Origin of the sequence: Dokdonia sp. Dokd-P16 (assembly GCF_003095655.1) — a bacterium.
Lineage (GTDB): Bacteria > Bacteroidota > Bacteroidia > Flavobacteriales > Flavobacteriaceae > Dokdonia.
Genome location: NZ_CP029151.1, coordinates 2,503,347 through 2,516,910 on the forward strand (window position 1 = coordinate 2,503,347; position 13,564 = coordinate 2,516,910).

Genomic DNA, 13,564 nt, shown 5'->3' on the forward strand with positions numbered 1-13,564 from the left:
GAAATTTGTATAAGAAATTTAAAAAAATATTAAAATGAAAACAATAGTAAATACATTAAAAACAATTGCCTTAGCAGCTACACTTTTTACTGCTTTAACTACAAACGCACAACAAGTACCAACGTCACCTTATGGTGCAGACGATGAAATTGGCGCACTAAACCTTTTGAATGAAGAAACAGTTTTGGATGCCGTAAAATTGGTTAAAAAAGGAAAAGTATACCGCTTAGGAATGGTGGTAAATGCTCAAACTGCAGCTTTCCGTCACAGATACTTTCACATTGAAACGTTACAACCAGAAACTGCTGCTGCAGGTTCTAACAAATTCACTTACGTAGATGACCAATTAATTGGTTGGACAGGTGTTGGGTCTCAAATAAACGGATTAGCACATTACGGTAGAGACAATGTACATTATAACGGACATAAAGTTGAAGATTTTTTAACCGTTTCTGGTGTAAAAAAATTAGGTCTAGAAAAATTACCTCCAATTGTAACTAGAGGTATTGTTTTGGATATGCGTTCATACTACAATCAAGATATTGTAAAAGAAGGTACTGTTTTTACAGTGGCAGACATTGAAAAAGTAGCCAAAAAACAAGGCATTGAAATTCGTAAAGGTGATGTAGTGCTTTTTTACACAGGATGGACCAAATTAATGGGGAAAGATGATAAACGTTATCTAGCTGGCGGACCTGGAATTGGTACGGAAGCCGCAAATTACTTAGGTAAGAAAGGAATTGTAGCAGCTGGTGCAGACAATTGGTCTTTTGAGGCTGTACCACACGAAAACAGCGAGCTTTCTTTCCCAGTAAATCAAATGATGGCAACCGAATATGGTGTACAAGTATTAGAAAACATTCTTGTGGACGAGTTGGTTGAGGATAAAGCTTGGGAATTCCTTTTTGTATTAGGCCACCCATTATATGAAGGGTCTACACAAGTACAAATAAATCCTGTAGCCATAAAATAAGGATAGAAGAAATAATTAGAAATTATGAAAACAACAACGATAGATAATCATAGAACGGTGACTAAAAAGAAGAGTCTACCAGCTGCTCTCTGGGCATTGACCATAAGTGCCTTTGCGATAGGAACAACAGAATTTGTAATTGTAGGGCTGCTGTCTACCGTTGCAAACGATTTAGGCACATCATTAACATCAGCAGGATTATTAGTGAGTCTCTATGCTATAGGTGTTGCTATTGGTGCACCCATTTTAACCGCCTTAACAGGTAAGATTCCAAGAAAACAGTTGTTAATGGGTATTATGGTGCTATTTATAATTGGTAATGGTCTAGCAGCAATTGCACCAAGTTTTGAATTATTGTTGTTGTCTAGAGTCGTAACAGGTTTTGCACACGGTGTATTTTTCTCTATCGGTTCTACTAATGCTGCAAGTTTAGTACCTAAAGATAAAAGAGCAACTGCCATTTCTATAATGTTTGCTGGTCTTACTGTGGCTATTGTAACTGGTGTGCCTTTGGGTACTTACATCGGTCAGAATTTTGGATGGAGAGCAACATTTATTGGTGTTGCGTTTTTAGGATTAATAGGAGCAATAGCAAGTTTAGTTTTGGTTCCTAAAAACATCAAACAATCGGCTCCATTAAGACTAGTAGACCAATTAAAAGTGATTAAAAATCCGTCTATTTTATTGGTGCTTGCCATTACCGCATTTGGTTATGGTGGTACGTTTGTCACATTTACTTACTTAACGCCATTGTTAGAAAAAGTGACTGGTTTTTCTTCAGATATGACTAGTGTTTTTCTTTTAATTTATGGGATTGCAATAGCTATAGGAAACATTGTAGGCGGTAAAGTTTCAAACAATAAACCAGGCAAAGCATTATTGGTAATGTTTGCGTTACAAGCCATAGTATTGTTTGTGTTGTACTTCACGGCTTCTAGTCAGATTTTTGCAATAATAACCTTGTTTTTTATGGGAATACTTGCCTTTTCAAACGTACCTGCATTACAGTTGTATGTAGTAAAAATGTCAGAAAAATATCTACCAGGAACCGAAGACGTAGCATCTGCATTAAACATAGCAGCTTTTAATGTTGGTATTGCTATTGGGGCTTATGTAGGTGGAATGGTGGTGGAGTCTGATCTAGGTGTCGCAGCGACTCCTTGGGTAGGAGGTGTGCTCGTAATTATAGGGTTCTTGCTAACCTTAGTTTTATTTAAAAAAGAAAAAATATAGAATTCATAAGCTTCTAAATTAAAAAAGCCAATCTCTCGATTGGCTTTTTTTGTTATTTAAAATTGGTTTATTTAAAGCTCATCACTGGCTTCTTCTTGTCCCATCATCATGAGATAACCTTTCAGGAAAAGGTCGATATTACCATCTAGTACGGCATCTGTATTACCAGTCTCTACGCCGCTACGCACATCTTTTATGAGCTTATATGGGTGTAATACATAATTGCGTATTTGCGATCCCCATTCAATAGCTTTCTTATCTGCTTCAATGGCATTACGGGCTTCCATTTGCTTGCGTAGTTCAAGTTCATACAGTTGCGAACGTAGCATCTGTAACGCTTTTGCGCGGTTATCATGTTGAGAACGCGAGTCTGAACACGAAATCTGTATACCAGTAGGGTGGTGGGTAAGTTGGACCTTAGTCTCAACCTTGTTTACATTTTGCCCTCCAGCACCAGAAGATCTTGCCGTAACAATATCATAGTCTGCTGGGTTAATTTCTATCTCGATACTATCATCTACAAGTGGATACACGTATACAGAGGCAAATGAAGTATGACGTTTTGCATTACTGTCAAAAGGGGAGATGCGCACCAGTCTGTGTACACCGTTTTCACCTTTAAGCCAGCCAAAAGCAAAGTCTCCTTCAATCTCTAGCGATACGGTTTTTATACCCGCAACATCACCTTCTTGAAAGTTAAGTTCTTTCACCTTCCAGCCTTGTTTTTCTGCATACATTAAGTACATACGCATAAGCATTGCTGCCCAGTCGCAACTCTCTGTACCACCAGCACCAGCAGTGATTTGTAAGACACAGCTAAGCTCATCACCTTCTTCAGAAAGCATGTTTCTAAACTCTATATCTTCTATAAAAGCAGCTGCTTTGTCGTAACGATCTTGCACATTTTCTTCGGGAGCTTCTCCTTCTTTTGCAAATTCGTACAAGACTTCAAGATCCTCTATAAAAGTTTGAGCATCCTCGTAATCTGTCACCCATTTTTTCTTAGAACGCAACGCCTTCATAAAAGCCTCGGCCTCCTTGGGGTCATTCCAAAAATTTGGGTCAAAGGTTTTTTCTTCTTCGTTTTGTATCTCGATGCGCTTGCGGTCTACGTCAAAGATATCTCCTTAAGCCGTCTACGCGCTCTTGGAGTGATTTTATGTGATCAGTTGTAATCATATGTTTCCCAGAAAGTGGGTGTATTTAAATTGATAATGTATGTAGTAAAAGACCAAGTGATGTCAATTGTTGAGGTCACGCTTTCGCGAAAGCGTACTCATTACTCATCTAGTAAATCTGGTCTTCTTTCTTTTGTTCTTTGGTAGGCTTGTTCTTCTCGCCATTCTTCAATTTTAGGAGTGTTACCACTCGTTAAAATCTCAGGAACTTTCCAGCCTTTATATTCTGCCGGCCGAGTATAAATAGGTGGAGCAAGTAGTCCATCTTGAAAACTATCTGTAAGCGCCGAAGTCTCATTACCCAGCACGCCAGGAATTAATCGTATGACAGCATCGCAGAGTATAAGAGCGCCTAGCTCTCCACCACTCAAAACGTAGTCTCCTATGGATATTTCTTTAGTAATAAAATGATCTCTTACACGCTGATCTACTCCTTTATAATGACCGCACAAAATGATAATATTGCCTTTGAGGGAGATGGTGTTTGCCATTCCTTGATCTAGGGTATCTCCATCTGGAGTCATATAGATCACCTCATCATAGTCACGTTCAGATTTGAGCTTAGAGATACATTTATCTATAGGCTCAATTTGCATCACCATTCCTGCGCCTCCACCAAACTGATAGTCGTCTACTTGCTTATAGTTTGTATCTGTGTAATCACGTAGATTATGAAACTGCACATCTACTAATCCTTTTGCAATAGAGCGCTGCATGATAGAAGCTTCAAAAGGGCTTTTTAGTAAATCTGGTACAACGGTAATGATATCTATTCTCATAATCTTAATAAGGTTGAGCTATTGTAATAGGGCTATTATGCTAGCGAGCCCAAAAGTAATGTAAATCGGGGTCTTTATTAAATCCTAGGCGCTCATAAAGTTGTTGAGCAGGGTTTGTGATTTCTGTTTGTAAGACAATGCCTTTTTGATGTGACGACGTGCATAGTTCTTTTGCACTGTTTATAAGTAAAGTACCTATTCCTTTACCACGGTGAGTTGGGGTTATATATAAATCATTAAGTAGTAGCATGCGCTCCATACTTACTGATGAGAATAGTGGGTAAAGCTGAGTAAACCCTAAGGCCTCCGTTTCTTCACTGTCATGAAAGGCTATAAGAATAGTACTCTCATTATGAGAAAGCCTTTCTGTCAAAAATAGGTTTGCGCCTTCAAGGTCTGATGCTTGTCTATAAAATTGTCTATATCCATCAAACAGTGGTATTATGATGTTTAAATCTTCTAAAGTTGCTTTGCGTATGTGCATAAAAAAAATCTGTACTACAAAGTACAGATTTTTTGATTTTCTTAAAAATAAGCAGACTATCCTTTTGCAGACTTAAGAGCTTTGTTGCGCTCGTCTTGAAGTTGGCGTCCTAATTTTTGTTCTTTTTCTAGTGCTTTACGGCGGTACTCATCAAACTCAACTTCTGTTTCATCAAGTTTGTGTTGTGCTTCTTTAGTGAGTACGTTACTACTTCTAAACTTGTATATAAAAAACACAAGTCCAAGTAATAAAAGCCCAATAATGCTCCACATCATGGTCTGATAGCTTCCTTTGCTCATCTGGATGCCAAAGAAGTTTATAGAATCTTTTTCCTCTTCAGTTTCTGTAAGAGTTAATTGTATTTTTTCTAAGTCGGCACTTACTTTTGAGGCAGCTGATTGCTGCTTATTCATTTCAGACTTAAGATTTTCAATTTCTGTTTGCAGTACATCGATACGCGCTTTTGCATTTTCTTGCAAGCGTGTCATCTTTACTTTATCTATTACTTTAAATTGCTGGTAATTATTAGAACCCTCAATAACTTCGGTAAATTGCTCGTCTATTGTTTTGCTAGCATCTTGAGCTTGTGTCACAGAAAATGACAGGAGGAATATAAAAACTATTGCTCTCGTAAAAAATCTCATATAGGTGGTTGTTTAAATATAATTGCGGATTATAAAAATCCTACGGTTTACAAAAGTACGTGTAAAGTATTAATGCTGGACGTCATGATATTCAAAAATATCATTATTTCTTTCGTTCGGCAGCAATTATATTGATTCTTTCCCGTCATTTTCTGATTGTCGTTCTTTGCGTCTTTGTTCTCTTCTTTTTATACGCTGTTCTTTCTTGTAAGCTCTTCTTTCTTTTCCACTCATTGCTTCTAGCTCCTCCTCAGTAATTTTATCTGCTTCTGCCTCTGCGTCAGAAAAATTAATCTCCTTATCTACATTCGTTTTAAAAGCATTAATCCATCCATTTTCAAAAATGCTGAATATCGTAGGAAACACTCCAGCTTCTACATTATTAAGATCACCTTCTAGTGGAACCTTAAGCGCAAGGGTATTTGTTTCTTGGTTTTTGAGAATAAACTTAAAAACTCCTACAAATCCTTCCCATATCACTCCTAAGATACCGTCTTCCTTGCTTATCAGCTTACTATCTTCTATAAGTGGTTTTACATAGCCTTTAAGATAACCATCTGCTATTGCAATCTCTCCAAAGACTTCTACGGTACCACTTTTAAAGTCAATCCCTCCGTAGTGTCTTGTAAGATCATTAATGGCAGTGATATTTGCATTTTCTAGCGCAAAATCAATATCCATATCAGGAATCTCTTTGATAAGGTTGATTTTACCATCTAGGTCAAATAAGCCCTGACCAATAGTTACACCAGTAGCTTTTATAGGTGATGGTAAATTGCGTTTTGCTTCTTTTACATTACGCAGGTTATCTGCAGTGAGTTCAACTTGATCCATGTATAAATCAATTTGGGGCTCTGTAGAGATTTGTGCAAATCCTAGTTTTCCATCATGCACTTCAAAGTGGTTTATTTCTAAGGGTACAAGGTCTGTAAGTACAGCAGTCCAGTCATCTACATCTGCCTCTTGTCCTTCTGTTGGAGTGTTTTGATCTTCAAAAATGTAGGTTACCTGCGGACTATACATCTTTATTTCGGCAACAATTTTTCCATCAAAAATAGATTTCCACTCTACAGAAATATCTGTTTGCGGAAAATTGAGAAATGGCACCTGCGTCTGTGCGTCAACCTTGTTTAAGTAAAGTCCTTCTATTACATAAGCACCTCTGTAAAGTGCGATGTCTATATCTTCCACCTGTCCATAATAGCCAGGGATGTTTGCAAGAGTTTTATTTACATACTTCTTTACAATATAAGGAAGAAGTAATCTTGCAATTATGAGTACTAAAATAATAGAAACCGGAATCCAGTATCTTTTTTTCTTTACTGCTTTGCGCTTAGTCTTTTGCTCATTATTATTCATAGCGCAAATGTCTGTAAATGTTAAAATTACTTGCGTTAACAATCTCACAAATATAAAAAGCCACCTGGTGAGGTGGCTTTTTGTGTATGGTTAAGATTGCTGTGAAGTAACCTATCTTGTGTTTACATCACGCTTTCGCGAAAGCGTAACAACTACAAGTATGATTCTAGTAATATGTAAATCTGCGCACCTTTGCAATGTACTTAGCAAGGCGTATAACTTGATGGCTATATCCATACTCGTTATCATACCAAACGTAAAGTATAACGTTTTTACCATCCTTACGTACTATCGTAGCATTACTGTCATAAATACTAGGAGCAGATGATCCTATGATGTCGCTAGATACGAGTTCGTTATCAATAGAATACTTGATTTGCTCTACAAGAGCTCCTTCAAGCGCATATTTTTTAAGAAGCGTGTTGATTCCCTTTATGCTTGTTTTCTTATTCAGTTCTAGATTAAGTATCGCAAGTGAACCGTTAGGTACAGGAACGCGTATCGCATTTGAAGTAAGTTTCCCTTCAAAATGAGGTAGCGCTTTACTCACTGCAGCTCCAGCACCAGTCTCTGTGATTACCATGTTAAGTGCAGCAGCACGACCTCTACGGTACTTGCTGTGCATGTTATCAACTAGGTTCTGATCATTTGTATATGCATGTATCGTTTCTAGGTGTCCTGTTTCTACACCTAATGTATCATCAATCGCTTTAAGGATAGGAGTGATGGCATTAGTAGTACAAGAAGCAGCAGAGAAAATATTGATTTCATCTGGGTTGTTCTCTAAGTGGTTTACACCGTGTACAATGTTAGGAATCCCTTTTCCAGGAGCAGTAAGAAGTACTTTAGCAGCTCCTTTGCTTACTAAATGTCTACTTAACTGTTCTTTATCACGGAAGGCTCCAGTATTATCAATAACCAACGCATCGCTTATTCCGTATGCAGTATAATCGATATCTTCTGGTGCGTTTGCACTTATGAAGTTTACGGTAGTACCATTAATGATAAGTGCTTTATTTTCTGCATCTATAGTTACAGTTCCTGTAAAGTCACCGTGTACAGAATCACTTTTAAGAAGGCTAGCTCTTTTTTCAAGAACTGTCTGGTCGACAACACCGCGTGTTACTACTGCTCTAAGGCGTAGCTGACTACCTTTACCGGTGCGCGTCATTAACTCTCTTGCAACAAGACGACCTATGCGTCCAAAACCATAAAGAACAACATCTTTAGGTTCGATAGGAGTTACATTTTCGGCAGGCTTTAAGCGTTGCGCTACAAAACTAGTTGCATTTGCATTATCCTCTAGGTGATACTCATAAGTAAGTTTACCAATATCAAGCTTAGACGGAGGAAGGTTAAGTTGCTTGATTGCTTCAGCAATTTCTACACTATCAAAAATTGAGATAGGCTTCCCTACAAAGGCACCTGCATACTCGTGTAAATCTAGAATCTGGCTCACGTTGCGATCCATTACTTGATTTCTAAATACTACAAGTTCTATGGCGCTGTCGTACCATAAATCACTAGCAATTTTAATAAATTCTACAGTTGCTCTACGGCGATCTGCTTGAAAGGATAGTTCTTTTTCGTACGTTTCTGATTGACTCATTACGATGTAGTTAAAAGGTTTGTTTTGGTTTTACGAAAATGTAAATACACTTAAATTTTGCGGCAAAAGTATATATTTTAAGTGGGTACGCAAACGATTTCGTTGTCGAATTTGATGTAAAAAAATAACCCCTCCGGTATGGAAGGGTTATTCACTTTTATGTGTCTAATTATTAATCGAAGATAAAGCGGTTGCGTTCTCCTTTTTGATCTACAAAAACGATACTTACAGGTTCATTTACACTTTTGTTTTTAAAGATGTTCTTTACATCTTCTATAGAATTTACCATCACGTCATCTATTTCTGAGATTACAAGTCCCTCAATTCTATAACGTTTCATTGCTTCTGTAAGCGTCTGGCTTATTACTACACCATTTTTAGCTTTGTATTTTGCAAGGTCTTTTGGCGATGCATTTTTTACTTGTATGCCTAATCGCTCAATGTCAAAAGTGATTGACTTTATTAGTTTGACAGGCAATGTCATTTTAGTATCGTCTCTTAATATTTCAACTTGAACAACATCATCAGGTCGCTTTGAGTTAATGTATCCAGTTAAGTCAGAAAATTTTGTAATATTAATATTGTCTAATTTCTTAATAATATCTCCAGTCTTTAATCCTGCTTGTTCTGCGCCACTTTCAAACTCTACACCAGCAACATAAAAGCCTTCGGCAGTTTTTAGGTTTTCGGCTTTTGCAATTTCGGCTGTAAGTGTACCGCCACTAACTCCCAAGATTCCTTTTTGGACAGAGCCAAACTGCATAATGTCTTCCATGATCTTTCGAGCATTATTTGAAGGTACGGCAAATGCGTATCCTACGTAGGACCCAGTTTGTGAGGTGATGGCAGTATTAATACCAATGAGCTCACCAAAAATATTCACCAAAGCTCCACCGCTATTTCCAGGGTTGATAGCTGCATCTGTTTGTATAAAGGACTGGTAGTTTGCATCGCGCTCGTCTATATCACGAGCTTTTGCAGATACAATCCCAGCGGTTACTGTAGAGGTTAAGTTAAAAGGATTACCTACGGCAAGTACCCATTCTCCTACTTTGGTACCATCACTATCGCCAAATGGGATATAAGGAAGTTCTTCACCAGCATCTATTTTTAATATTGCAATGTCTGCCTTTGCATCTTTACCTACCACTTCTGCCATGAAGGTTTTATTGTTGTTTAAAGTGACTTCAACTTCTGTAGCGCCATCTATCACGTGATTATTTGTGATTATAAAGCCATCGCCAGAGATGATAACTCCACTTCCTGCACCTACAATACCTTTGTTTGCCTGGCCGCCACCTCTCAGATATTCCATCATGTTGCGAGGTTGTCTATATTCTTGTACGTTTTTAACGTGTACCACTCCATTTACCGTTCTTTCGGCAGCTTCTGTAAAATCTACACCACTTGCAGCAGCAGTGAGTGCTTCATAATTGACCGGTTTATAAGTAGGTGTATTATCTATTTGAGTAGGGTAAGAAGCTACTTGTGTAGGCTGCTCAATAAAGAGTTTATATGATCCTAGCGTGATTGCGCCTGCTAGTACGGCGATTAAAAGTGTTCCTGCGATTTTTTTCATAGTCCGTTGCATTTATTCAATAATCGTTAAAATTAAAAATTTAGTATCTCCACGGTTTCTATTTAACTGCCATTTAACACGAGAAACGAAATCGAGATTTGCTATTTTTGTCGTAATAAAGCATTAAAAATGACAATCCCATTTTCAAAATATCAAGGTACTGGCAATGATTTTGTAATCATAGATAACCGTACTCAATACTTTCCCAAAGATGATACCAAACTCATCTCAAAGCTCTGTGACAGAAAGTTTGGCATAGGAGCAGACGGTTTGATGCTGTTAGAAAATCACCCTTCGGCAGATTTTAGAATGGTGTACTATAATGCAGATGGTAATGAAAGTAGCATGTGCGGTAATGGTGGACGCTGCTTGGTAGCTTTCGCGAAAGCGTTATCTATTATAGAAAATAAGGCAACCTTTGAAGCGATAGATGGTTTACACGAGGCAAGCATAGAAGACGATATCGTGCAGCTGAAAATGCAAGATGTATCTGAAATTAAGAAAGAGCCTAAATATACTTTTCTAGATACAGGGTCACCACATCACATTGCAATGGTAGACGATGTAGAAAAAGTAAACGTAAAAGCCGAAGGTGCAGCATTGCGTTACGGTAGTTTATATGGTGAAGCGGGTAGTAACATCAATTTTGTACAGCAATTAGATAATGCTCATTTTGCAGTGCGCACCTACGAGCGTGGAGTAGAGGATGAGACGTTGAGTTGTGGTACCGGAGTTACAGCTGTTGCTCTCGCAGCACACACAAATGGGTTAACAACTAGCAATAAAGTAGCGCTAGATGTACAAGGTGGGAAACTGTCTGTACAGTTTGATAAAACGAATGATGGATATTCAAATATCTATTTAATAGGTCCTGCAACATTTGTTTTTAAAGGAGAATGGTAATGAAGACATTGCAAGGCACCCATTGCTATTTAAGAGCACTTGAACCAGAAGATATTGATCACGTGTATCGTGTAGAAAATGATGAAGGTTTATGGAGTGTGGGAGAGACGCTGGTTCCGTTTTCTAAATATGTGCTCAAAGAATACTTAGCAAACAGCCACCGTGATATCTTTGACGTACGTCAGCTACGTTTAGTCATATGTGATAGTACTTCACATAGTTCTGTAGGTCTTATTGATGTATTTGACTTTGATCCTCATAATTTGCGAGCAGGTATAGGTATTGTGATTGCAGGAGAAGAACACAAAAGAAAAGGCTATGCCACAGAGAGTATTAACCTTCTCAAAAATTACTGCAATACACATCTGAATTTACACCAACTATATGCTAATATAGAAGAGGATAATAAGGCGAGTATTGCACTTTTTGAAAAAGCAGGTTTTGAGTTAATAGGTATTAAAAAACAGTGGAGACGTAAACGTAGTCTCACTACAGGAAAAGAATCATATATAAACGAATTACTATACCAACACATATTCTAGATGTACATTAAAAAGATTTTACTACTTATAGTTGCCATAGGCATTGTTATAGGAGGCGTATTTGCTTACACAGTATACACTTCTATTTTTTCTGACAACACTGCCTTTAACAATGATCGCGCGCACTTATACATCGCAACAGGATCTGCTTTTAATGATGTGGTTGCAGATCTCTCACCACTCTTAAAAGACGAAGATTCTTTTATTACTGTAGCCGAAAAGAAAGGATATAATGATAATGTAAGACCTGGTCATTACATTATAAAAAAGGGGATGAGTAATAATGAGATTATCAATACCATCCGTATTAAAAATACACCTGTAAAAGTGGCTTTTAATAACCAAGAGCGTTTACAAGATATGGCGGGTAGAGTAGCAACCCAAATAGAAGCAGACAGTACATCGCTTATAACAGCGATGCTAGATACAAACTTCTTGAGAGAGCATGACTTTAATAATGATACTGCACTTACCATGTATATCCCTAATAGCTACGAGTTTTTCTGGAACACGAGTGCAGAAGATTTTAGAGCAAGAATGCTAAGTGAGTATAAAAAATTCTGGAATGCCACGAGATTAGCCAAAGCAGCAGCGCTTAATCTAACTCCGCAAGAAGTATACTCAATAGCAGCCATTGTGCAAAAGGAAACTGCCAAAACTGACGAAAGACCTAGAGTAGCTGGTGTGTATTTAAACAGACTTAGAGATGGCATAAAACTAGATGCAGATCCTACTGTTATTTATGCCGTAAAGAGAGAAAAGAATGACTGGGACATGGTAATAAAACGTGTGCTGTATAAAGATCTAGAAGTAGACTCTCCGTATAATACTTATAGAAATAGAGGTATTCCTCCAGGACCTATATTCATGCCAGATGTAACGGCTATCCAGGCCGTGCTCAATCCAGAAAAGCATAACTACTACTACTTTGTAGCAGATGTAGAAAACTTTGGATATCACAAGTTTGCTAAGACATTGTCACAACACAACGCAAATAGCGCGGCATACAGACGCTGGATTAATAATAAGGGCATCAATCGTTAAGTCCTTGTTAACTTTCATGTTAAGAGGTATTAAATGATGCTCTTAACACACTAAACCTCCTTACATTGAAGTTGTTACCGTGATTCTCATAGAGACGCGGTTAACAGAAAATTCCTATTATTAGGAATATGTTCTTTTAATTACAATAGAATAATGGCAAGCCGCGCTTGCAAGCTCTTATGAGAATTACTAAAGATTAGATCACACTAAGTGGTCGGTAATTGTAAACTTTAATTCGATTCATTATATGAAGAGACGTTATTTACTATTAGTAGTATTGCTACCTGTGTTATTTATAATATCTACAGGTTTCATTGTAAAAGATGATAAGGGCAATGCGATAGCCGCAATGTGGTTCAAAAACCAGGCAGATACTTTTGTAACTCCTACGCTTGAATCATTTGTACCCGATTTTCCAGGAGGATTTAATAGTCCTGTTCTAGGAACATCGTATATAGGCTTTAAAGAAGCTTTAGCTTTTAGTGAGTCCAGTGGTAATTATTTTGCAGTAAACAGACTTGGTTATAAAGGCAGATACCAGTTTGGTCAATCTACTCTTAAGTGGGTAGGTGTAGACAGTGCAAGAGATTTTATGAGCTCTCCAGCCATGCAAGAAAGTGCCTTTGATGCGCTTGTTGCAAGGAATAAATATGTTTTACGTGAGTATATCAACGCCTTTGATGGTAAAACAATAGGAGGTCATAAAGTTACCGAAAGTGGTCTCATAGCTGCGGCACATTTATGCGGAGCTGGAAACGTTAAGAAATTTCTTGACTCTGGTGGTGAAGATGTATTTGCAGATGCAAATAATGTACCTCTCACATCTTATCTAAGTCGCTTTGGCAACTTTGATACATCAATTATCCCCGCAAATGCGTCGGCAAAAGCTACTTTATAATTACTAAAAACCCAGACACTAATAGGTCTGGGTTTTTTATTGCGCATTATTTAAGGGTCTATATAGTTGAATGCCTTATGTTAAAGTAGTGTTATGTCTTGCTATTGAGGGAGTTTTCTGGTCTACTTTTGCACTGTTATTGTATCGTCTAGTAGTGTAAATTGACGTTTTGGAGTGAGATTGATTGTAGAAAAGAGAGCGTTTTTAAGTCTGTTAGGTGTTGTAAGAGGTGTAAATAGCCTCGTAAATACAAGTAAATGAGCACGGAACAGTGCTTTTGAGTGATTTGCCGATGAGGCTTGCTGGTTACTCAAGATAGTTGTATTTTTGCGCGCCGAA

The 13,564-nt window shown here is 37.7% G+C and carries 14 protein-coding genes; 6 read left to right on the plus strand and 8 right to left on the minus strand.

The window, feature by feature from the left end:
• Window positions 1-34: 34 nt before the first annotated feature.
• Window positions 35-973, plus strand: a complete 939-nt coding sequence (locus DCS32_RS11275; RefSeq protein WP_108878349.1) for a cyclase family protein — start codon at window positions 35-37, stop codon at window positions 971-973.
• Window positions 974-997: 24 nt separating this feature from the next.
• Window positions 998-2,206: an MFS transporter gene (locus tag DCS32_RS11280; RefSeq protein WP_108878350.1), complete on the plus strand. Its 1,209-nt coding sequence runs from the start codon at window positions 998-1,000 to the stop codon at window positions 2,204-2,206.
• Window positions 2,207-2,277: 71 nt separating this feature from the next.
• Here the strand turns inward: DCS32_RS11280 and prfB are convergent.
• The 7 genes from prfB to DCS32_RS11315 form a co-directional block, all read right to left on the minus strand.
• Window positions 2,278-3,385, minus strand: a protein-coding gene (gene prfB, locus DCS32_RS11285) for a peptide chain release factor 2 (RefSeq protein WP_108878351.1) whose coding sequence is annotated in 2 segments (ribosomal slippage) — window positions 2,278-3,321 and window positions 3,323-3,385 — 1,107 coding nt in all. Because the reading frame shifts where the segments join, the coding sequence is not laid out codon by codon here.
• A gap of 100 nt (window positions 3,386-3,485) precedes the next feature.
• Window positions 3,486-4,163 (minus strand): tRNA (guanosine(37)-N1)-methyltransferase TrmD, encoded by a 678-nt coding sequence (gene trmD / locus DCS32_RS11290; RefSeq protein ID WP_108878352.1) that lies wholly within the window; start codon window positions 4,161-4,163, stop codon window positions 3,486-3,488.
• 40 nt (window positions 4,164-4,203) lie between these two features.
• A complete protein-coding gene (locus DCS32_RS11295) occupies window positions 4,204-4,647 on the minus strand; it encodes a GNAT family N-acetyltransferase (RefSeq protein ID WP_108878353.1) in 444 nt (147 codons plus the stop codon).
• Between the two features lie 56 nt (window positions 4,648-4,703).
• A complete protein-coding gene (locus DCS32_RS11300; protein ID WP_108878354.1) occupies window positions 4,704-5,291 on the minus strand; it encodes a hypothetical protein in 588 nt (195 codons plus the stop codon).
• 126 nt (window positions 5,292-5,417) lie between these two features.
• Window positions 5,418-6,650, minus strand: a complete 1,233-nt coding sequence (locus DCS32_RS11305; RefSeq protein ID WP_108878355.1) for a DUF748 domain-containing protein — start codon at window positions 6,648-6,650, stop codon at window positions 5,418-5,420.
• 166 nt (window positions 6,651-6,816) lie between these two features.
• A complete protein-coding gene (locus DCS32_RS11310; protein WP_108878356.1) occupies window positions 6,817-8,259 on the minus strand; it encodes a glyceraldehyde-3-phosphate dehydrogenase in 1,443 nt (480 codons plus the stop codon).
• A 172-nt stretch (window positions 8,260-8,431) separates the two neighbouring features.
• The gene (locus DCS32_RS11315; protein WP_108878357.1) at window positions 8,432-9,838 is read right to left on the minus strand and encodes a trypsin-like peptidase domain-containing protein; all 1,407 of its coding nucleotides are present in this window, start codon (window positions 9,836-9,838) and stop codon (window positions 8,432-8,434) included.
• 129 nt (window positions 9,839-9,967) lie between these two features.
• On the opposite strand from DCS32_RS11315, the gene dapF reads away from it, so the two are divergent.
• From dapF to DCS32_RS11335, 4 genes are all read left to right on the plus strand, one after another.
• Window positions 9,968-10,741, plus strand: coding sequence for a diaminopimelate epimerase (gene dapF / locus DCS32_RS11320; protein WP_108878358.1), 774 nt, complete (start codon window positions 9,968-9,970; stop codon window positions 10,739-10,741).
• The gene (locus DCS32_RS11325; protein ID WP_108878359.1) at window positions 10,741-11,283 is read left to right on the plus strand and encodes a GNAT family N-acetyltransferase; all 543 of its coding nucleotides are present in this window, start codon (window positions 10,741-10,743) and stop codon (window positions 11,281-11,283) included. The genes dapF and DCS32_RS11325 overlap by 1 nt, the downstream gene beginning before the upstream one ends.
• On the plus strand, window positions 11,284-12,327 hold the full coding sequence (gene mltG, locus DCS32_RS11330) for an endolytic transglycosylase MltG (protein ID WP_108878360.1): 1,044 nt from the start codon (window positions 11,284-11,286) through the stop codon (window positions 12,325-12,327). It abuts the gene before it with no gap.
• 247 nt (window positions 12,328-12,574) lie between these two features.
• Window positions 12,575-13,225, plus strand: coding sequence for a peptidoglycan-binding protein LysM (locus tag DCS32_RS11335; RefSeq protein WP_108878361.1), 651 nt, complete (start codon window positions 12,575-12,577; stop codon window positions 13,223-13,225).
• Window positions 13,226-13,347: 122 nt separating this feature from the next.
• Here the strand turns inward: DCS32_RS11335 and DCS32_RS11340 are convergent, their stop codons facing one another.
• Window positions 13,348-13,539, minus strand: coding sequence for a hypothetical protein (locus DCS32_RS11340; protein ID WP_162533641.1), 192 nt, complete (start codon window positions 13,537-13,539; stop codon window positions 13,348-13,350).
• Window positions 13,540-13,564 lie beyond the last annotated feature (25 nt).

What these genes read in the sequence shown, in the direction of transcription:
- dapF (WP_108878358.1), top strand. Translation starts at nt 9,968, where the DNA reads ATGACAATCCCATTTTCAAAATATCAAGGTACTGGCAATGATTTTGTA.
- DCS32_RS11295 (WP_108878353.1), bottom strand. Translation starts at nt 4,647, where the DNA reads ATGCACATACGCAAAGCAACTTTAGAAGATTTAAACATCATAATACCA.
- DCS32_RS11315 (WP_108878357.1), bottom strand. Translation starts at nt 9,838, where the DNA reads ATGAAAAAAATCGCAGGAACACTTTTAATCGCCGTACTAGCAGGCGCA.
- DCS32_RS11280 (WP_108878350.1), top strand. Translation starts at nt 998, where the DNA reads ATGAAAACAACAACGATAGATAATCATAGAACGGTGACTAAAAAGAAG.
- DCS32_RS11325 (WP_108878359.1), top strand. Translation starts at nt 10,741, where the DNA reads ATGAAGACATTGCAAGGCACCCATTGCTATTTAAGAGCACTTGAACCA.
- DCS32_RS11300 (WP_108878354.1), bottom strand. Translation starts at nt 5,291, where the DNA reads ATGAGATTTTTTACGAGAGCAATAGTTTTTATATTCCTCCTGTCATTT.
- trmD (WP_108878352.1), bottom strand. Translation starts at nt 4,163, where the DNA reads ATGAGAATAGATATCATTACCGTTGTACCAGATTTACTAAAAAGCCCT.
- DCS32_RS11335 (WP_108878361.1), top strand. Translation starts at nt 12,575, where the DNA reads ATGAAGAGACGTTATTTACTATTAGTAGTATTGCTACCTGTGTTATTT.
- mltG (WP_108878360.1), top strand. Translation starts at nt 11,284, where the DNA reads ATGTACATTAAAAAGATTTTACTACTTATAGTTGCCATAGGCATTGTT.
- DCS32_RS11275 (WP_108878349.1), top strand. Translation starts at nt 35, where the DNA reads ATGAAAACAATAGTAAATACATTAAAAACAATTGCCTTAGCAGCTACA.
- DCS32_RS11305 (WP_108878355.1), bottom strand. Translation starts at nt 6,650, where the DNA reads ATGAATAATAATGAGCAAAAGACTAAGCGCAAAGCAGTAAAGAAAAAA.
- DCS32_RS11310 (WP_108878356.1), bottom strand. Translation starts at nt 8,259, where the DNA reads ATGAGTCAATCAGAAACGTACGAAAAAGAACTATCCTTTCAAGCAGAT.